This is a genomic window from Nocardioides sp. GCM10028917 (assembly GCF_042666175.1).
In the GTDB taxonomy this organism is placed as follows: Bacteria; Actinomycetota; Actinomycetes; order Propionibacteriales; family Nocardioidaceae; genus Nocardioides.
Map to the genome: position 1 here is coordinate 360,778 of NZ_JBHTFL010000007.1, position 17,675 is coordinate 378,452.

The 17,675-nt window shown below is 71.9% G+C and carries 16 protein-coding genes and 3 tRNA genes; 7 read left to right on the forward strand and 12 right to left on the reverse strand.

Features of this window, described 5'->3' with window-relative positions:
* Positions 1-4: 4 nt before the first annotated feature.
* The 3 genes from ACFQW6_RS11125 to ACFQW6_RS11135 form a co-directional block, all read right to left on the reverse strand.
* Positions 5-358, reverse strand: a complete 354-nt coding sequence (locus ACFQW6_RS11125; protein ID WP_378544611.1) for a metallopeptidase family protein — start codon at positions 356-358, stop codon at positions 5-7.
* Positions 359-461: 103 nt separating this feature from the next.
* Positions 462-538: transfer RNA gene (locus tag ACFQW6_RS11130), tRNA-Asp, on the reverse strand.
* Between the two features lie 99 nt (positions 539-637).
* Positions 638-710 (reverse strand) — tRNA-Glu (locus ACFQW6_RS11135).
* A 173-nt stretch (positions 711-883) separates the two neighbouring features.
* Between ACFQW6_RS11135 and ACFQW6_RS11140 the strand changes: the two genes are divergently transcribed.
* The 7 genes from ACFQW6_RS11140 (at position 884) to ACFQW6_RS11170 (ending at position 7,548) form a co-directional block, all read left to right on the forward strand.
* Positions 884-1,273 carry a response regulator gene (locus ACFQW6_RS11140; protein ID WP_378544614.1) on the forward strand — a complete coding sequence of 130 codons (390 nt, stop codon included), beginning with the start codon at positions 884-886 and terminating at the stop codon, positions 1,271-1,273.
* 529 nt (positions 1,274-1,802) lie between these two features.
* Positions 1,803-2,612, forward strand: coding sequence for a cytochrome P450 (locus ACFQW6_RS11145; protein ID WP_378544617.1), 810 nt, complete (start codon positions 1,803-1,805; stop codon positions 2,610-2,612).
* Between the two features lie 470 nt (positions 2,613-3,082).
* Positions 3,083-3,943: a sensor histidine kinase gene (locus ACFQW6_RS11150; RefSeq protein ID WP_378544620.1), complete on the forward strand. Its 861-nt coding sequence runs from the start codon at positions 3,083-3,085 to the stop codon at positions 3,941-3,943.
* 47 nt (positions 3,944-3,990) lie between these two features.
* Positions 3,991-4,064 (forward strand) — tRNA-Phe (locus tag ACFQW6_RS11155).
* 122 nt (positions 4,065-4,186) lie between these two features.
* Positions 4,187-4,984 carry an alpha/beta fold hydrolase gene (locus tag ACFQW6_RS11160; RefSeq protein ID WP_378544623.1) on the forward strand — a complete coding sequence of 266 codons (798 nt, stop codon included), beginning with the start codon at positions 4,187-4,189 and terminating at the stop codon, positions 4,982-4,984.
* Between the two features lie 19 nt (positions 4,985-5,003).
* Positions 5,004-6,338 carry a hypothetical protein gene (locus tag ACFQW6_RS11165; protein ID WP_378544625.1) on the forward strand — a complete coding sequence of 445 codons (1,335 nt, stop codon included), beginning with the start codon at positions 5,004-5,006 and terminating at the stop codon, positions 6,336-6,338.
* Positions 6,339-6,450: 112 nt separating this feature from the next.
* Entirely contained in the window at positions 6,451-7,548 is a 1,098-nt protein-coding gene (locus ACFQW6_RS11170) for a Glu/Leu/Phe/Val dehydrogenase (protein WP_378544627.1), read from the forward strand.
* Between the two features lie 190 nt (positions 7,549-7,738).
* On the opposite strand, the gene ACFQW6_RS11175 is transcribed toward ACFQW6_RS11170, so the two are convergent.
* From ACFQW6_RS11175 to ACFQW6_RS11215, 9 genes are all read right to left on the reverse strand, one after another.
* Positions 7,739-7,927 carry a DUF3073 domain-containing protein gene (locus ACFQW6_RS11175; RefSeq protein ID WP_378544629.1) on the reverse strand — a complete coding sequence of 63 codons (189 nt, stop codon included), beginning with the start codon at positions 7,925-7,927 and terminating at the stop codon, positions 7,739-7,741.
* Between the two features lie 156 nt (positions 7,928-8,083).
* On the reverse strand, positions 8,084-9,166 hold the full coding sequence (purM, locus tag ACFQW6_RS11180) for a phosphoribosylformylglycinamidine cyclo-ligase (RefSeq protein ID WP_378544631.1): 1,083 nt from the start codon (positions 9,164-9,166) through the stop codon (positions 8,084-8,086).
* A 29-nt stretch (positions 9,167-9,195) separates the two neighbouring features.
* Positions 9,196-10,722, reverse strand: a complete 1,527-nt coding sequence (gene purF / locus ACFQW6_RS11185) for an amidophosphoribosyltransferase (protein WP_378547534.1) — start codon at positions 10,720-10,722, stop codon at positions 9,196-9,198.
* Between the two features lie 132 nt (positions 10,723-10,854).
* On the reverse strand, positions 10,855-11,895 hold the full coding sequence (locus ACFQW6_RS11190; protein ID WP_378544633.1) for an NAD(P)H-binding protein: 1,041 nt from the start codon (positions 11,893-11,895) through the stop codon (positions 10,855-10,857).
* The gene (locus ACFQW6_RS11195) at positions 11,892-12,359 is read right to left on the reverse strand and encodes an SRPBCC domain-containing protein (RefSeq protein ID WP_378544635.1); all 468 of its coding nucleotides are present in this window, start codon (positions 12,357-12,359) and stop codon (positions 11,892-11,894) included. The genes ACFQW6_RS11190 and ACFQW6_RS11195 overlap by 4 nt, the downstream gene beginning before the upstream one ends.
* 158 nt (positions 12,360-12,517) lie before the next feature.
* Entirely contained in the window at positions 12,518-13,864 is a 1,347-nt protein-coding gene (locus ACFQW6_RS11200; RefSeq protein WP_378544637.1) for a dipeptidase, read from the reverse strand.
* Between the two features lie 122 nt (positions 13,865-13,986).
* On the reverse strand, positions 13,987-14,793 hold the full coding sequence (locus tag ACFQW6_RS11205; protein WP_378544640.1) for a GNAT family N-acetyltransferase: 807 nt from the start codon (positions 14,791-14,793) through the stop codon (positions 13,987-13,989).
* A gap of 10 nt (positions 14,794-14,803) precedes the next feature.
* Entirely contained in the window at positions 14,804-17,221 is a 2,418-nt protein-coding gene (locus ACFQW6_RS11210; RefSeq protein ID WP_378544643.1) for a phosphoketolase, read from the reverse strand.
* 77 nt (positions 17,222-17,298) lie between these two features.
* On the reverse strand, positions 17,299-17,631 hold the full coding sequence (locus tag ACFQW6_RS11215; protein ID WP_378544646.1) for a sterol carrier family protein: 333 nt from the start codon (positions 17,629-17,631) through the stop codon (positions 17,299-17,301).
* Positions 17,632-17,675 lie beyond the last annotated feature (44 nt).

The window sequence follows — 17,675 nt, forward strand, 5'->3', positions numbered from 1 at the left end:
ACCGCTAGCCCCAGCCGAGCTCGTGCAGGCGCCCGTCGTCGAGCCCGAAGTGGTGCGCGACCTCGTGGACGACGGTGATGCGCACCTCCTCCTCCAGGTCCTCGACGGTGTCGGCCATGTCGAGCAGCGGGCCTCGGAAGAGCAGGATGCGGTCGGGCAGCATCCCCGCGTGGTTGGCCGGCCGCTCGGTGAGCGCCAGCCCGTCGTAGAGCCCGAGCAGGTCGGGGTCGTCCGCGGGCGCCTCCGGCTCGACGAGCACCACGACGTTGTCCACGAGCCGCGCGAGGTCGTCGGGGAGGCCGTCGAGGGCTCGCCCCACCATGGCGTCGAACGCGGCGGGGTCGAGGTCGATCGGCATGGCACCACCCTAGGAGCGCCGTCGAAACGCCCCACCGCGTCGTCGTGCGGCGCTGAAATGACAGGAAGGGCGAGCCTGGTGGCTCACCCTTCCGGTCATGCGTTGGCGACCCCGACGGGACTCGAACCCGCGGCCTCCGCCGTGACAGGGCGGCGCGCTAACCAACTGCGCTACGGGGCCAGGATGCTGCTGCTCCTCCGGTCGTGCTGGTGAAGCGGGTGGAACTCTAACCCATGCTCTTCGGTGACACCCAATCGGCGTCGACCCCCGGCCGAGTCGCACCCCCAACCGGATTCGAACCGGCGCTACCGCCGTGAAAGGGCGGGGTCCTGGGCCGCTAGACGATGGGGGCCAGCTCATCCGGGACGGACCCGATCGAGCAGCGACCAGCATAGGGGCAGCGGCCGTCGGGCTCCCAACCAATGCCCGATCCGTGGCCCGGAGCGAGGCGGGTCAATGCCCGAGGCGCGGACAAGTTTCCGCAGACGCCACACGACTTGCCAAAGGTTTGACTAATCTTGCCTCGTGAGCAACGAGCGGCAGCTGCGTTTCCTCGTGGTCGATGACAACGAGGACATCCGCGACGTCTTCTGCCGCCTGGTCGAGCGCGCCGGTCACGTCGCCTCGACGGCGTACGACGGCCAGGACGCAGTGGAGACGTTGGAGCGCGAGAGCTTCGACGTCATGCTGCTCGACCTGACCATGCCTCGGATGACGGGCGTCGAGGTGGTGCGCTGGCTGCGTGACCGGCCCGACGTGGCGCCGGCACTGCGCATCGTCGTCATCTCCGCCTGGGCCGGCGAGAACCGCGCGGTCCTCCAAGAACTCGGCATCACGACAGTCATGCAGAAACCGCTGCGCATCCAGCAGCTGACCGACCTGATCACCGAGACACTGCGCGACCTGGAGTCCTGACCCCGACCCCTGTCACCACCCACGGGAGACGAGCTCCGCGTAGCACCCCTGTACGCCACCCGGCGTGCACCGTCCACCCCACCCTGGAGAAACATCATGATGAACCGCATCCGCACCGCCATCGAGGCCAAGCGCGCCGCCAACCAGCTGCAGGCCGTGTACGGCTGGCGTCCGGGCCCCGGCAAGCGCTGACGCCCACGAGCAAGCCACGCGCAGTGATCCGCACGGCGTGAAGCACGTGAGTAGCGCCGAGTCGGCCGGTGGTCGGCTCGGCGCTGTTCTTGCCGCCCCGCGCACCGGTGTGATCGCACTCGGGAGATTTGGGCCGTGGGTCGCGGCCACCCCTGCGCTGGCTCGAGAGGTGCTCACCGACCCGGCGCGCTTCGACTTTCCGAGCAACGTGAGTCGCACGGGAGATCTGTCCGGAAGTCGGGGCGATTCTCGCTCCGGGCACACAGTGTTCACGCCCCTGTCTCCTACTCAGGTTGGGACGGGCCGCGTTACGTTCTCGAAGGAATGGGCGCGCGCCGTGCGAGAGCACGACCACAGCCGACCCGGTCATCCGTACGACGCCATGGCGCTGCTGCGGCAGCCCGTCGCGCGCGCCACGACAGCGGCGACGCTGCCGTCGCTGACGACCGACGAGCGCGACGCAGTCGCGGACGCGGTTCTTCGGTGGATCGACGCGCTCGGTCCGGTGATCGCCGCCCGCCGCCCACCGAGCGGGTGGAGCCGCAAGCGTCGCGCGGAGAGCGCCGCCCGCCGCGAGTTGGAACATTCCCTCGCTCGCACCGAGACCGTGGGCGAGCCATCGGAGCTCGGGACCTTCCTCGCAGCTGGCATCCAGGTGCCCATCGCCGCGGGCTCCTGGCTGCTCGCGCTGCTCGCGGACCATGATGACGGTGTCGTCGACCCGGTCCACGCGGTCTGGGAGACCTTGCGCCTGACGCCACCCACGTGGATCACTGCTCGCATCACCGTCGAGCCGGTCGACCTGGGAGGTGCGACCATCCCATCCGGTTCGGTGGTCATGGTCAGTCCACTCCTCCTTGGCCGGTGCGAGGAGCTCGTTCCCGGCGGCTCCGCAGGCATCGAGCGGTTCGATCCCGATCGCTGGAGGGACCCGAGCCGCCGCCCAGGAGCTTGGCTGCCCTTCGGCGCGGGGCCGCACGCGTGCCCGGGCAGGAACCTCGGGCTCGCGCAGCTAACGGAGCTGGCCCAGTGGGCTGCGAACCAGGAATTGAGCTTGAACGAGGACGTACTAGTGGACCAGAGTCGGGGCCTAGCGCCACGGCCGTGTCGCTTCTTTGCTCGACCGCGCGGGAGGCGCTCGCCATGATGCAGCACCCTGCCCTGCAGGACACCTCCGTCGAAGGCCATCCGAGCAGCGGTGCCGCGAGACTTGTTCCCACGATCCTCGCTGGGACGTCGAGCATCAACGCAGCCCTGCACGAAGTAGCGATGCACCTGCAACTCGACTTGCGAGTCGACCTGGTTGCATCGGCACTCACCAGCCTTCCGCCGCAGGACACGAGAGATTGGCGCCAGCTGGGCGGTCGCGCATGGATCCGCGAGTGGAACCGTCCTGGGTCTCACCACTCCATGCTCCCGCCACCGGGAGCAGGCCCCGAAGCGGCTCTCTCGATGCCGTGGATGTCCAGCCTGCTCCGCACCAGTGGCGTCGTTGCAATCACCGACCGCGACCACCTGCCCGCCGCAGCGTCGCAGGATGCGGCAGAGATGACGCAGTGCGGAGTGCGCAGCCTGATCTCGTCTGCATGGACAGAGGGGGACCGGATGTTCGGGAGCATGTCCGTCCTCAGCGTGACTTCCGGCGTCTGGCCCGACCAACTCGTCGCGGACTTCAAACTGTTGAATGCAGCCGTCACCGCGCGCCTCACCCTCGAGCAGTCCCGCCGTTCGCTGGCCGAGGCCATCGAGGCGGGCGCTGAGGCGCAGCTGGCGACCCAGCAGCTCTTCGGCGCGGTCGGGCACGAGCTGCGTACGCCGCTGTCCGCGATCCTCGGCTACACCGAGGGCCTGCTCGACGACGCCGAGCACGGGTCCGCCGACGACGTCACGACCGGCATGAAGCGGGACGGCCCGGTCATCGTGCGCTCCTGCGAGCGGCTGCTCAGCATCGTCGACACCCTCCTCGGCGCCGGTCGCGCCATGTCGTCCGACGACCAGCGCCAGGAGATCCTGCTGGCGGACGCGGTCGCCGACGTCATCCACTGGCACCGCACCCCGGCGCGCACCGCGGGCGTCGACATGCAGGCCGTGGTCGATCCGTCACTGGCGGCGTGGGGGCACCCCTCGGCCGTCCGCCAGGTCCTCGCGAACCTCTTGGGCAACGCGATCGCCCACCACCGCCCGACCGGCGGCTCCGTGCACCTCACCGCCGAGGCGCTGGTGGGCGAGAGCGCGAAGCCGATGGTGCGCATCGTCGTCCGCGACGACGGCCCGGGGCTCACCCCCGAGCAGCTCCAGCACGCCTTCGAGCCGTTCGTCCGCTTCGCCGCGCCGACCACCCAGGGCAGTGGGCTCGGCCTGTCGCTGTCGCGCACCATCGCCGAGCGCGAGGGCGGCGCGGTCCGCGGCGAGTCGACGCCGGGCACCGGCTCGTCGTTCTGGCTCGAGCTCCCTGCCTACGTCCCACGCAGCGACTGAGCCGATTGCCTTCCGCCCGCGGGCCTCATGTATTCTCGTCCCCGCTTGGGCAGGTAGCTCAGTTGGTACGAGCGATCGCCTGAAAAGTGATAGGTCGGCGGTTCGACCCCGCCCCTGCCCACAAGCACAGCAGGGCCCCGGTCACGTCCCGACCGGGGCCCTTCTGCGTGCCCGTTCCGTATGACCTGCGCGTGCGGTCTGGTCCGGGCGGACGGATCGGCACCGGGGGCCTACCGTGGTCTGGTGCCACAGGTCGAGGAAGGCACGTTCGGCAACGGAGTGCCCTACCTGAGGACCGGCCGCGGGCCGGTGCTCCTGGTGGCGGCCGGGCTCACGACCGAGCACGCCACCCCGAAGGGGACCGCCCGACGGGCGTCGCTCGCCTGGACGGCGCCGTTCGCGGAGCACTTCACCGTCTACCTGGTCAACCGGCGCCCGGGTCTTCCCGTCGGGACATCGATGTCCGACCTTGCCGCGGACTACGCGTCCGTCATCGAGGACGACCTCGGCGAGCCGGTCCACCTCCACGGAACGTCGACCGGCGGGTCGGTCGCGCTCCAGCTCGCGGTGGACCGGCCCGCGCTCGTACGCCGGCTCGTGGTCGCCGCCGCTGCGTGCCGGCTCTCGCCCCGCGGGAAGTCGGTGATGGCGGAGGTGGCACGGCTGACCGAGGTCGGCGACACGCCCGCCGCGACCGCCGCCATGGTCGCCGCCGGCACGCGTCCCCGGCTGCGCCTGCTGACCCGCCCGGCCGGCTGGGTGATGGGGCAGTTCACCGCCGCCAAGGACCCGCGCGACATGCTCGTGGTCATCGCCGCCGAGGACGTCTTCGACACCGAGCCGCACCTCGGCCGGGTCACGGCGCCGACCCTGGTGCTGGGCGGGACGGCCGACGGCTTCTACTCCCGCGACCTCTTCGAACGGACCGCCGCAGGCATCCCGCGAGGACGCGCGGTCGTCTGGGAGGGCAGGTCGCACGTCGGCGTGGCGGGCGGAAGGGTGCCGGCCGCGGTGGGACTGGGCTACCTGCTGGCCGAGTGAGGTCCGGCAGGATGGGCCGGTGCTTCCCCGCCTCGAGATCGTCCGCCGGCTGCGCCCGGTGGACCTGGTCGCACCCGGATCCGTGCAGGTCGAGACCGACCAGGCGGGCGAGGTCGCGATGCCGGCCGTGGCACCGTACGTCACGGTGACCACAGCGGGTCTCGACGGACCGGTGGCGCTGCTCCTGGGCGAGCACCGCTTCGCGGCGTCCCTGACCGAGGGATCGGTGTCCCTCGCCGTCCCCGGCGCCGGGACGCTCCGGAGTCGACGCTTCCACCGCGCCGAGGAACCGACCGGTCTCGGCGTGACCCTGACCGGCACCCACGTGACGGCCTGGAGCCGCGAGCCAGCCGGGTGGGTCGCCCGGGCCCGGCACGACCTGCGGGAGGTCGCGAGCGGCACCGGCCCGCGGGTCGACACCCGCGACGAGGACGCCCTGGCCGGGATGCGGGTCGAGCTCCCCGCCGACGGCGGGACCGCCGGACGCTTCGGCCAGCTGGGGCTGCGCGACACCCGCTTCGTCACCGCCGAGGACGGCCGCCCGCTGCGGGACGACGGAGCGCTGTGGCTGACGGCGACGTCGGCGGGCCCAGGGTTCTTCGACACCGCCCACACCAGCGTCTGGCGCTTCGACCCCGACGCCCTGGAGGTGACGCACGCCGCCGACCTGTTCTTCCGCAGGCCCGATAGGCCGGGGGTCTTCGGCGACCACGCCACCCACCTCGTCCGCACCGACGGTGGCTGGCTGGTGGCGACCAGCACGTGGGGCGACTTCGAGGCCCCGACGACCCGCGCAGGACGACGTACGCCGGCGGGGTTGCGGGTCACCCTCGCCGAGTCCGATGCCGACCTCCTGCGGGGTGCGCACGTCCTCGACACCCGCGAGCTCCCGATGCCCGTCGAGGGTCTGGACTCCATCGCCACGTGGGACCCCCACCTCGTCCGGCGCGACGGCGCGTGGCTGGTCGGCTTCGTCAGCGCGCGCCGGTTCTTCGACTTCCACCCCGCCCTCGCCACCGGACCGAGCCTCGACGACCTGCGGCTGCTGGGCGCGGCGAGCGACCGTACGTCGACCGAGGGCACGACGCTGGTGGACGTCGACGGCCGGCTCGTGGTCCTCGCCAGCGACGGACGCGACTCCCGACGCAGCGAGCGCGCCCGCTTCCCGGCGTACGACCTCACGATGACCGAGACGGGGGCGCTGGACGCGCCCTACCCCACCAACCTGCCGTGGCCCACGGTCGCCGAGGTCGACGGCCGGTGGCTGATGATCACCTTCGACGGCCGCGCCACGGGCGGCAAGCTGCTCGGCTACGGCACCCACGGCGACCTCGTCGTCATGCGGTCCCAGTGATGCGGTCCGGAGGTTCTGGCGGGACTACTCTGGAGGTGACGGCGGTCACCACCCCTCGACCGCGCCGACCAGGTCCGCACACCCCGCGGCCGCACCCACCAGAAAAGGACCCATGAGCATGTCTGGAGTACCCAGTTCCGGCGTCGACGTCTTCGAGCTCGGCAGCGAGCACGAGCAGGTCGTCTTCTGCAACGATCGCGCGACCGGCCTGCGGGCCATCATCGCCATCCACTCCACTGCACTGGGCCCGGCCCTCGGCGGGACGCGGTTCTACCCCTACGCCAGCACCGACGACGCGATCGTCGACGTCCTCAACCTCTCGCGCGGGATGTCGTACAAGAACGCGCTCGCCGGTCTCGACCTGGGCGGCGGCAAGGCCGTCATCATCGGCGACCCGGCCGAGCTGAAGACCGAGGCCCTGCTGCGCGCCTACGGCCGCTTCGTGCAGTCGCTCGACGGCCGCTACTTCACCGCGTGCGACGTGGGCACGTTCAGCGAGGACATGGACGACATCGCGCGCGAGTGCGACTTCGTCACCGGCCGCACCGTCGCCCACGGTGGCGCGGGCGACAGCTCGGTGCTGACGGCGTTCGGCACCTTCCAGGGCATGCGCGCCGCGGCCGAGCAGGCGTGGGGCGAGCCCACCCTCGCCGGGCGCACCGTCGGTGTCGCCGGCGTCGGCAAGGTCGGCCGCCACCTGGTCCGCCACCTGATCGAGGACGGAGCCAGCGTCGTCGTCACGGACGTTCACGCGCCGTCGGTCGAGGCGATCCGCGAGCAGTTCCCGCAGGTCACCGCGGTCGCCACCACCGAGGAGCTCGTCGCGAGCGATATCGACGTCTACGCCCCGTGCGCCATGGGCGGCGCGATCAGCGACGAGGTGCTCGAGGTGCTGCGCGCCACGATCATCTGCGGCGCGGCCAACAACCAGCTCTCGCACCCCGGCATCGAGAAGAAGATCGAGGAGCACGGCGTCCTCTACGCCCCCGACTACTGCGTGAACTCCGGCGGCGTCATCCAGGTCGCCGACGAGCTCGAGGGCTTCTCCTTCGACCGCGCGCAGCAGCGCGCGGCCGGCATCTTCGAGACGACCCGCAAGGTGTTCGAGCTCGCCAGGGCCGACGGGGTCACCACGGCCGAGGCCGCCGACCGGCTCGCCGAGCGTCGCATGCGCGAGGTCGGCCGCCTGCGCGGCATCCACCTGGGCTGAGGCAGCTCGGGTCGGCGCGTCCTGACGCCAGCGATGTCAGGACGCGCCGACCCGATGCGATTGCTGCCCAAGATGCGCCGACTCGCCGCCATCTCGGCGTCGAGGTGCGCCCACCCGACCGACCGCACGAGGGCGTGCTTCGTACGCCTCACCACCCGGTCGCCCGGATGGGGTGGTCAGGTGCGATCAGTCAGTCTGCGCGACGACGCGGGTCGGCATAGTCCGACCACTCGTCGCCATCGGTATCGACCTCACCGGTGGGGTGAGTGTCTTCTCCGTGCAGCTCCTTCGCCAGCGCGCCGAAGTCCGTCTCGTGAGTCCGGTACTTCAGGTCGCGGGCAACCTTCGTCTGCTTCGCCTTCGCTCGGCCGCGCCCCATAGGGTCGACCCCCTCGCACACTTGGCCGGGGCTGTCGGAGAGCCTCCCGACGCGCCCGGTCTGATCGGTTACATATCGTGGGGACAACGCTACCTGAGCGGTGGGTGTTCCCGCACACCAAGACCGGGCATTTCGGCCTCGAAGTGCCGAATCTCATCACCAGCCGGGGTGCTGGCCCTCCAGCACGACCCGGCCGCCGTTGTCGGCGTCCGCGCGGGCCTCGCCCGCGACCCAGGCCCGGATGCCGTGGCCGGCGAGCACGGAGATCGCCGTGTCGACCGATTCCGGGGCGGTCAGCGACACCATGCCCACGCCGCAGTTGAGGGTCGCCTCGAGGTCGGCCTGGGCCACCCCGCCCACCCGGCGTACGACGTCGAAGACCGGCTGCGGCGTCCACGTCGAGCGGTCGATGCGCACCGACAGCTCCTCGGGGAGCACCCGCTCGAGGTTGGCCGCGAGGCCCCCGCCGGTCACGTGCGACATGGCGTGGGTCTCCGTGCGGTCGGCGAGGTCGAGGCACGCCTTGGCGTAGATGCGGGTGGGCTCGAGCAGCTCCTCGCCCAGCGTGCGGCCGAAGTCGTCGACCTGGCGCTCGACGGTCCAGCCGGCCTGCTCGAGCAGGACGTGCCGGACGAGGGAGTAGCCGTTGGAGTGCAGCCCGCTGGCCTCCATCGCGATGACGACGTCACCGGGACGGACGCGGCCGGGGCCGAGGAGCTTGCTCGCCTCGACCACGCCGGTGGTGGCGCCCGCGACGTCGTAGTCGTCGGGGTCGAGCAGGCCGGGGTGCTCGGCGGTCTCGCCGCCGATCAGCGCGCAGCCAGCGACCACGCAGGCCTCGGCGATGCCCTTGACGATCGCCGCGATGCGCTCGGGCACCACCCGACCGCAGGCGATGTAGTCGGTCATGAAGAGCGGCTCGGCGCCGCACACGACGAGGTCGTCGACGACCATGCCCACGAGGTCGAAGCCGATGGTGTCGTGGACGTCCATCAGCTGCGCTATGGCGACCTTGGTGCCGACACCGTCGGTCGAGGTCGCGAGGAGGGGGCGCTCGTAGCGGGTCAGCGCGGAGGCGTCGAAGAGGCCGGCAAAGCCCCCGAGGCCGCCGATCATCTCCGGACGGCGGGCCTTCTCCACCCAGCCCTTCATCAGGTCGATCGCGCGGTCGGCCGCCTCGATCGAGACACCGGCGGCGGCGTAGGCGCCTTCGGACGGGGCGCTGGGGGCGTCGGACACGTGGCTCCTCGGGTGGCGGCGTGCGCGGGTCAGGGGTTGTTGAGGACCGGCAGGGCCCGCCCCATGGTGGGCGACTGGAGCGTCGCCTCGAGCAGGTGCTTGCCGAGCAGGCTCTCGTCGGGCAGCTCGATGGGGTACTCCCCCGTGAAGCACGCCTGGCAGAGGCGCTCGGCCGGCTGGTCGGTCGCCTCGATCATGCCCTCGAGCGAGATGTAGCCGAGCGTGTCGGCTCCGACGCTGGCAGCGATCTCCTCGGGCGTGAGGCCGTTGGCGATCAGCTCGGCGCGGGTGGCGAAGTCGATGCCGTAGAAGCACGGCCACTTGACCGGCGGGCTGGAGATCCGCACGTGCACCTCGAGGGCGCCCGCCTCGCGGAGCATCCGCACCTGCGCGCGCTGGGTGTTGCCCCGCACGATCGAGTCGTCGACCACGACGATCCGCTTGCCGCGGATCATGTGCTCGAGGGCGTTGAGCTTGAGCCTGATGCCGAGCTGGCGCAGCGTCTGGCTGGGCTGGATGAACGTGCGGCCGACGTAGGCGTTCTTGACGAAGCCCTGACCGAACGGGATGCCCGACTCGGCGGCGTACCCGGACGCCGCGGGAGTGCCGGACTCCGGCACGGGCATCACCAGGTCGGCGTCGACCGGGAACTCGCGGGCCAGCCGGCGTCCCATCTCGACGCGCGCCTCGTGCACGTTGCGCCCGGCGATCGTGGCGTCGGGGCGGGCGAGGTAGACATACTCGAAGACGCACCCCTTGCGGTCCGGCTCGGCGAACTTGTGGGAGCGCAGGCCGTTCTCGTCGATGACGACCATCTCGCCGGGCTCGACCTCGCGGACCACGCTCGCACCGATGGTGGCGAGGGCGGCGTCCTCGCTGGCCACGACCCAGCCCCGGTCGAGGCGACCGAGGACGAGCGGGCGGATGCCCTGCGGGTCACGGGCGGCGTAGAGGGTGTTCTCGTTCATCCAGACGAAGCAGTACGCACCGCGCAACTGGGGGAGGACCTCGAGCGCGCGCTGCTCGAGCGACGTGTCGGGGTGGTGGGCGAGAAGCGCGGTGACCAGGCTGGTGTCGTTGGTCGCGCCCTCGACGCCCTTGATCTCGAGCTCGCCGGCGGGGCCGGGCAGGTCCGTGACCATCTCGCGCAGCTCGTGGGTGTTGATCAGGTTGCCGTTGTGGCCGAGCGCGATGGAGCCGTCGGCGGTGGGCCGGAACGTCGGCTGCGCGTTGTGCCAGGTGGAGGCGCCGGTCGTGGAGTAGCGCGAGTGGCCGATCGCGAGGTGGCCCTCGAGCGAGTCCAGCGTCGACTCGTCGAAGACCTGCGAGACCAGGCCCATGTCCTTGTAGACCAGGATCTGCCGCCCGTTGCTGACCGCGATGCCCGCCGACTCCTGGCCGCGGTGCTGCAGGGCGTAGAGCCCGAAGTAGGTCAGCTTGGCGACGTCCTCGCCGGGGGCCCAGACGCCGAAGACACCGCAGGCATCCTGCGGGCCCTGGTCGTGGGGGTCGATTGCCGTGGTCAGACGGCCGTCGCCGCCCATCCGCTTGCTCATCGGCTGGGGCACGGCCCGAGTCTACGGGCGCCCGGCCCGATCGCCGCACTGGCGACCAGCCGCCGATACCTGAGGACGCCGTGGACGGCTCGTAGGCCGGTCCGCGACCGCCACGTCCTCAGGTGTCTGCCGTCAGGCGTCCGGGAGGAACGCGCGAAGGCGGTGGAGGGCGAGCCGGGCGGCCGCCTTCCCGGAGGCGGGGAGCGGTACGACGTCCAGCAGCGGAAGCGGCCGGGTCCAGTCGGGGTCGGAGGGCAGCGCGCCCTCGGGGCCGGCGTACATCGGGGTGAGCGCCCGCTGCACCGCCTCCTCGAGGCCGAGGAGCGGACCGCCCGAGCGCGGGGCCCAGGCGTGGCCCGGCCGGCAGACCATGTCGTGGCGCAGCGACTCGATGAGCGCGGTGACGGTGTGGAACGGCGCCGTGGTCGCGAGGGCTGCGCCGAGGCCGACGAGCCCGGTGGGGGCGACCGGCGCGGGCACGCGGACGCGGGACAGCCCGGCCCCGCCGCCGATGACGTGCAGCAGGTCGGCGTAGGCCACGACGTCGGGGGCGCCGAGGTCGACCGCGCCGGTCGGGCCGTCGTCGGCCAGACCGTCCGTGATCGCGCGCAGCACGTCGGAGGCCGCCACCGGCTGGACCGAGCTGCGCATCCACGTCGGCACGGGCTGCACGAGGAACAGCGTCGCGATCTGCCGGATGATCTCGAACGACGTCGACCCGGCTCCGACCACGACACCCGCACGCAGCGCGACCGCGCCGTCGGTCGCGCCGAGGAGGATGCGCTCGACCTCGAGCCGCGAGGCGATGTGCGCCGACAGGTCGGCCTCGGGCACCTGCGGGACCAGCCCGGAGAGGTAGACGAGGCGTCGTACGCCGCTGTCGGCCACCGCGGCCGCGACGGTCTCGGCCGCTACCCGGTCGCGGTCCCTGAAGTCGCTGCGGTCGAGGGAGTGGACGAGGTACACGACCGCATCGACGTCCTCGACCGCCGCCGCGACGGCGGCGGGATCGGTGACGTCGCAGCGGATCGCCCGCACTCGGTCGTCCCAGCCGAAGCGGTCGGGCCGCGGCGGCGACGACGACGCGGCCACGACGTCGTACCCGTGCTCGAGCAGGTGCGGCACGAGGCGCGAACCGATATAGCCGGTGGCGCCGAGGACGAGGACCCTCATGCTTCGCCCAGGTGCTTGAGGAGGTTGCGGGAGAAGACGGTGCCCATGTGCTTCACGACGCCCGCCATGACGCGCTCGACCGCGGGCCGGGCCAGGCCGGGCAGCGGGAGGTTGCAGGCGATCTGGAGGTCGATGCTCACGTCGGTGCCGCCGCCTGCGTGGTCGGTGAGGTCGTAGGTGCCGGTGACGGCGGTCATCTCGTCGGGCCGGCTGGGGTCGTGCGTGAAGACGATCCGGTCCTGGGGGTGCAGGTCCATCACCTCGGTGAACTTCGGTGCCACGGAGATGCCCAGCACCGGGAGGGTGGCCATGCGCCAGGTCCACCGGTCGCCCTCGACGTCGATGCCGGTGACGTAGGGCGTGATCTGCGCGATCAGGTCGGCGTCGGTGAGGGCGGCCCACACCTCGCTGCGCGGTGAGCGGAGCACGGCCGAGGAGCGGTCGCGGGCACGGAAGGTCGCCATGGCCGCCACGCTACCGACGGAGGCCACACGTGAGGACCACCCGGTCAGCGGGGTGTGACGCAGGTCGCGGGGGGTACCCCCGCCCCGCCAGCGGTGCGTGACGCAGGTTCTGCCGCCCGACAACCTGCGTCACGCACCGCTCGGCGAGGTCGGCACGGTCAGCGGGGCAGCTCGCCGAGGTTGCGGAGCAGGAGCGCCTCGGCCTTGACGACCTTCTCGAACTCGGCGAGGTGGAGGCCCTCGTTGGCCCCGTGGGCGCGGGTGTCGGGGTCCTCGACGCCGGTGACCAGCACGCTCGCCTGTGGGAACGCCTCGAGGAACTCGGCGATGAAGGGGATGGAGCCGCCGACGCCCATGTCGACCGGGGCGGTCCCGTCCCAGGCCTCGGCGAACGCGGCGCGCGCGGCGTCGTACGCCGGACCGCTGGCGTCGATCTGCGTCGCCTCGCCGGTGTCGACGACGGTCGTCGTGAGGGTCGCGCCCCAGGGGGTGTGCTTCTCGAGGTGGGCCTGGAGGCACTGGACGGCGTTGGCGGTCGTGTCGCCGGGGGCGATCCGCATGCTGATGCGGCAGCGCGCGGCGGGGACGAGGGTGTTGGAGGCGCCCTCGACCTTGGGGGCGTCGAGGCCGGTGATGCTGACCGACGGCTTGGTCCACAGGCGCTCGACGACCGAGCCGGAGCCGATCCACTCGATGCCCTCGGCGGCGCCGGACTCGGCGCGGAGGCGGGCCTCGGGGTACTCCACGTCGGCGGCGGGGCCGGCGTGCAGCCCCTCCACCGCGACGTTGCCGGCGTCGTCGTTGAGCGAGGCGACGACCCGGCTGAGCGTCATGATCGAGTCGGGGACGAGGCCGCCCCACATGCCGCTGTGGACGGCATGGGTCAGCGTGCGGATCTCGACGTCCATCCGGACGAGGCCGCGCAGCGACGTAGTGAGGGCGGGCTCGCCGATGTCCCAGTTGCCGGAGTCGGCGATGACGATGACGTCGGCGGCGAGGCGCTCCTTGTGGGCCTCGAGCAGCTCGACGAGGGTGTCGGAGCCGACCTCCTCCTCGCCCTCGATGAACATCACCAGGTTGACCGGCAGGTCGTCACCGAAGATCCGGACCGCGCCGAGGTGGGCGGCGATGCCGGCCTTGTCGTCGGCGGCACCGCGGCCGTACAGCCGGTCGCCCCGCTCGGTCGGCTCCCACGGCGGGGAGTCCCAGTCGGCGTGGTCGTTCTCCGGCTGGACGTCGTGGTGCGCGTAGAGCAGGACCGTCGGGGCGCCCTCGGGACCGGCCTTCTTCGCGATCACGGCGGGCGGCGCGCCGTCGTGGGCGCGCACGATCTCGCACTCGAAGCCCTCCGCCGCGAACAGGTCGCGAGTGGCCTCGGCGCTGCGCTCGACCTCGCCGGCGCGGGCCGGGTCGGCGGACACGGACTGGATGCGGACGAGGTCCTCGAGGTCACGGCGGATGCCGGGCATGACCTCGGCGAGGCGGGCGGAGATGTCGACAGTCATGTCACGACCCTAGCCGGGAGCGACGGAGTCGCTCGCGGCGTGGGTCGGGAGGTTGAGCAAGCGCGCGACCGAGCTCGCGAGGTCGCGACTGCGCGTCGAAACCCAGCCGCTTCCGGCCCTGTTCACGCGTCGAGAGACGCCCGGTCGCCGTGCCGGCGCTCCAGCATCAGCTGGCGCTCGGTGTCGGCGAAGCCGAGCCGGCGGTAGATCCCGATGGCCTCGCCGTCGTCGTCCGCGACGATCACGAGCGTCCGCGCGCCGAGGTGCTCGAGGGCGTAGCGGCCCGCCGCGTCCACGGCCGCCGCGGCCAGCCCCTTGCGTCGGTGGTCAGGGTGCGTCTCGACGCTCTGGAAGCGCGCGACGCCCTCCTCGGTGGTGAAGACGGCGGCGGTGCTGACGACCTCGTTGTCGACGAGGACGCCGAACCTGGTGCCGCGGCCGGCGTCGATGAGCGCCTGCTCCTGCACGTTGCGCCCGCGCGCGAACCGCATGTGCGAGTCCTCGTCGTCGCGCTCCTCTATCGCGAGGCTCAGGCGGGCGCGGCTCTCCCAGTCCGACGCGGACTGCAGCGGGCGGACCTCGGCCTCCACCTCGCGGGGCGGCTGCAGCTCGGACGCGGTGAGCACGGACGCCACGTCGACGACGAGCCCCGCCGCCTCGAAGGCCGCGCGTGCCCCCGGGGTGAGGTCGGGCGCGTCGATGCCGATGCTGACGTGGCGCGCCTCCGGGAACTCGGTGTGGAAGGCGGCCACCACCTCCCGCTCACCGCCGGGCACGGGCGGCTCGGCGAGGAGGATGAAGTTGCCCCAGTAGTACGTCGGGTTGTCCGGCGTACGGACGACGAGGTGGGTGCCGCGGTCCTCCACGACGCTGCCGGAGGCGGTCAGCAGGGCGAGGTCGGTGCGGAAGCCGAGCGAGCTCACATTCATGGGGCGCACGCTAGAGGTTGTCGGCTCCCGTGTCGGGGTCGGCCGTGGTGGACGGCGATCCGCCGCGCTCCGGATCGGCCCCGGCGTCCCACTGCCAGTCGCGCACCTCGGGGAGGTCGTCGCCGTGGTCGCGCGTCCACTGCCGGGCCACTCGGCGGGTGTCGACCATCAGCTGGCGGACGGCGGCCGCGCGCGGACCGAGGTCGGGCACGCGGTCGATGACGTCCATCACCAGGTGGTAGCGGTCGGTGTCGTTCATCATCACCATGTCGAACGGCGTGGTCGTGGTGCCCTCCTCCTTGTAGCCGCGGACGTGGATGTTGTCGTGGTTGGTGCGCCGGTAGGTCAGCCGGTGGATGAGCCACGGGTAGCCGTGGTAGGCGAAGACGACCGGCTTGTCGGTGGTGAAGACGGCGTCGAACTCCCGGTCGCTCAGGCCGTGCGGGTGCTCGCGCTCGTCCTGCAGACGCATCAGGTCGACGACGTTGACGAAGCGCACGCGCAGCTCGGGCAGGTGCTCCCGCATCAGGGACACCGCGGCCAGCGCCTCCAGGGTGGGTACGTCGCCCGCTGCCGCCACGACCACGTCGGGGTCGCCGTCGTCGTTCGAGGCCCAGTCCCAGATGCCGAGGCCGCGGGCGCAGTGCAGGTCGGCCTGCTGGGCGTCGAGCCAGTCGAAGCTCGGCTGCTTGCCGGAGACGACGACGTTGACGTAGTGCTCGCTCTCCAGGCAGTGAGCCATGGTGGACAGCAGCGTGTTGGCGTCCGGCGGGAGGTAGACGCGCACGACCTCGGCCTTCTTGTTGAGCACGTGGTCGATGAACCCGGGGTCCTGGTGGGAGAAGCCGTTGTGGTCCTGGCGCCATACGTGCGAGCTCAGCAGGTAGTTGAGGCTCGCGATGCGGGGACGCCACCCGATCTCGCGCGTGGTCTTGAGCCACTTGGCGTGCTGGTTGAGCATCGAGTCGACGAGGTGGATGAAGGCCTCGTAGCAGCTGAACAGCCCGTGCCGCCCGGTGAGGAGGTAACCCTCGAGCCAGCCCTGGCACGTGTGCTCGGAGAGGATCTCCACCACCCGGCCGGACCGGGCGAGGTGCTCGTCGACGTCGGCGAGCTCGCCCGCCCAGACCTTGTCGGTCACCTCGTAGACGGCGTCGAGCCGGTTGGACGCGGTCTCGTCGGGCCCGAAGATGCGGAAGTTGGTGTCGTTGTCGCGGACCACGCCGACGAGCCACTGCCCCAGCACGCGGGTCGGCTCGTGGATGGACGCACCCGGACGCCCCACCTCGACGGCGCTCTCCCGCCAGTCGGGCAGGCGCAGCGGACGCTTGAGCAGGCCGCCGTTGGCGTGCGGGTTGGCGCTCATCCGCCGGGAGCCCACCGGCGCCTGCCTGCGCACCGCCTCGACCGGTCGGCCGTCGTCGCCGAAGAGCTCGTCGGGGGCGTACGAGCGCAGCCACTCCTCGAGCTGCGCACGGTGCTCGTCGTTCTCCCGCGTGCCGGCCAGCGGCACCTGGTGGGCCCGCCAGGTGCCCTCGACCGGCTTGCCGTCGACCTCGGCCGGACCGGTCCACCCCTTCGGCGTGACGAGCAAGATCATCGGCCACGGCCGGCGCTCGAGGTCGCCGTCCTCGCGGGCCGCGCGCCAGGTCTCCCGGATCATGTCGTGGGCCTCGTCGAGCGCGGCGGCCATCTGGCGGTGGACGTCGGCGGGGTCGTCGCCCTCGACGGTGATCACGTGGTGGCCGTAACCGCGCAGCAGGCTCTCGAGCTCCTCGCGCGGGATCCGGGCGGGGATGGTCGGGTTGGCGATCTTCCAGCCGTTGAGGGCCAGGACCGGCAGCACCGCGCCGTCGTTGACCGGGTCGACGAACTTGTTGCCGTGCCAGCTCGCGGCCAGCGGGCCGGTCTCGAACTCGCCGTCGCCGACCACCGCGGTCACGACGAGGTCGGGGTTGTCCATCGCGGCGCCGTAGGCGTGCGACAGCACGTAGCCGAGCTCGCCGCCCTCGTGGATGGAGCCGGGCGTCTCCGGGGCGACGTGGCTCGGGATGCCACCGGGGAAGGAGAACTGCCGGAACAGCCTCGACATCCCGTCGCGGTCGTCGCCGATCGCGGGGTACACCTCCGAGTAGGTGCCCTCGAGCCACGCGTTGGCCACCGCCGCCGGCCCGCCGTGGCCCGGTCCGCACAGGATGATCGCGTCGACGTCGCGCTCGCGGATCAGCCGGTTGAGGTGGGTCCAGACGAGGTTGAGCCCTGGGGTGGTGCCCCAGTGGCCGAGCAGCCTGGGCTTGATGTCGTCGCGCTCGAGCGGACGCTCGAGGAGCGGGTTGTCGAGCAGGTAGATCTGCCCAACGGAGAGGTAGTTGGCCGCACGGAACCAGAGGTCGAGCTCGCGGACCTGGTCATCGGTGAGGGTCGCCATGCTTCTTCGTACCGGAAACCGGCGCCGCTGAACATCCCCCGTCGCGGACCCTTCTCACCCGTCTGGAGCGGGCGCACTCAGAGCGGGAGGTACGGCGAGAGGTCCGTGCGCTCACCGCTCGCCACGATCAGCCCTGCGTCGAGCGCCTCGCCCCACGTCGTACGACCAGTGGCGAGGGCCAGCCACGTCTCGCCGTCGGTCTCCACGACCGCCGGCGGAGTGCCGCGGGTGTGGCGCACACCCGGCACGACCTGGACGGCGGCGAAGGGCGGCACCCGGACCTCGACCGACCGCCCGGGGGCGAGCAACTCGAGGCGGGCGAGGTAGTGCTTGACCAGCGCCCGGGTGTCACCGTCGGCGTGCGCCGTCGCGAGCTGGTCGGGGGTCAGGACCTTGAGTCGGGCGGGCACGCCCCGAGGCTAGTCCGACACCGTGAAGGCAGTTCGCGCCAGGT

Bases quoted from the DNA above. Each gene is read 5' to 3' on its own strand.
- ACFQW6_RS11190 (WP_378544633.1), bottom strand. From the start codon at position 11,895: ATGAGGGTCCTCGTCCTCGGCGCCACCGGCTATATCGGTTCGCGCCTC.
- ACFQW6_RS11170 (WP_378544627.1), top strand. From the start codon at position 6,451: ATGAGCATGTCTGGAGTACCCAGTTCCGGCGTCGACGTCTTCGAGCTC.
- ACFQW6_RS11125 (WP_378544611.1), bottom strand. From the start codon at position 358: ATGCCGATCGACCTCGACCCCGCCGCGTTCGACGCCATGGTGGGGCGA.
- ACFQW6_RS11205 (WP_378544640.1), bottom strand. From the start codon at position 14,793: ATGAATGTGAGCTCGCTCGGCTTCCGCACCGACCTCGCCCTGCTGACC.
- ACFQW6_RS11175 (WP_378544629.1), bottom strand. From the start codon at position 7,927: ATGGGGCGCGGCCGAGCGAAGGCGAAGCAGACGAAGGTTGCCCGCGAC.
- ACFQW6_RS11200 (WP_378544637.1), bottom strand. From the start codon at position 13,864: ATGACTGTCGACATCTCCGCCCGCCTCGCCGAGGTCATGCCCGGCATC.
- ACFQW6_RS11150 (WP_378544620.1), top strand. From the start codon at position 3,083: ATGTCCGTCCTCAGCGTGACTTCCGGCGTCTGGCCCGACCAACTCGTC.
- ACFQW6_RS11210 (WP_378544643.1), bottom strand. From the start codon at position 17,221: ATGGCGACCCTCACCGATGACCAGGTCCGCGAGCTCGACCTCTGGTTC.
- purF (WP_378547534.1), bottom strand. From the start codon at position 10,722: ATGAGCAAGCGGATGGGCGGCGACGGCCGTCTGACCACGGCAATCGAC.
- ACFQW6_RS11195 (WP_378544635.1), bottom strand. From the start codon at position 12,359: ATGGCGACCTTCCGTGCCCGCGACCGCTCCTCGGCCGTGCTCCGCTCA.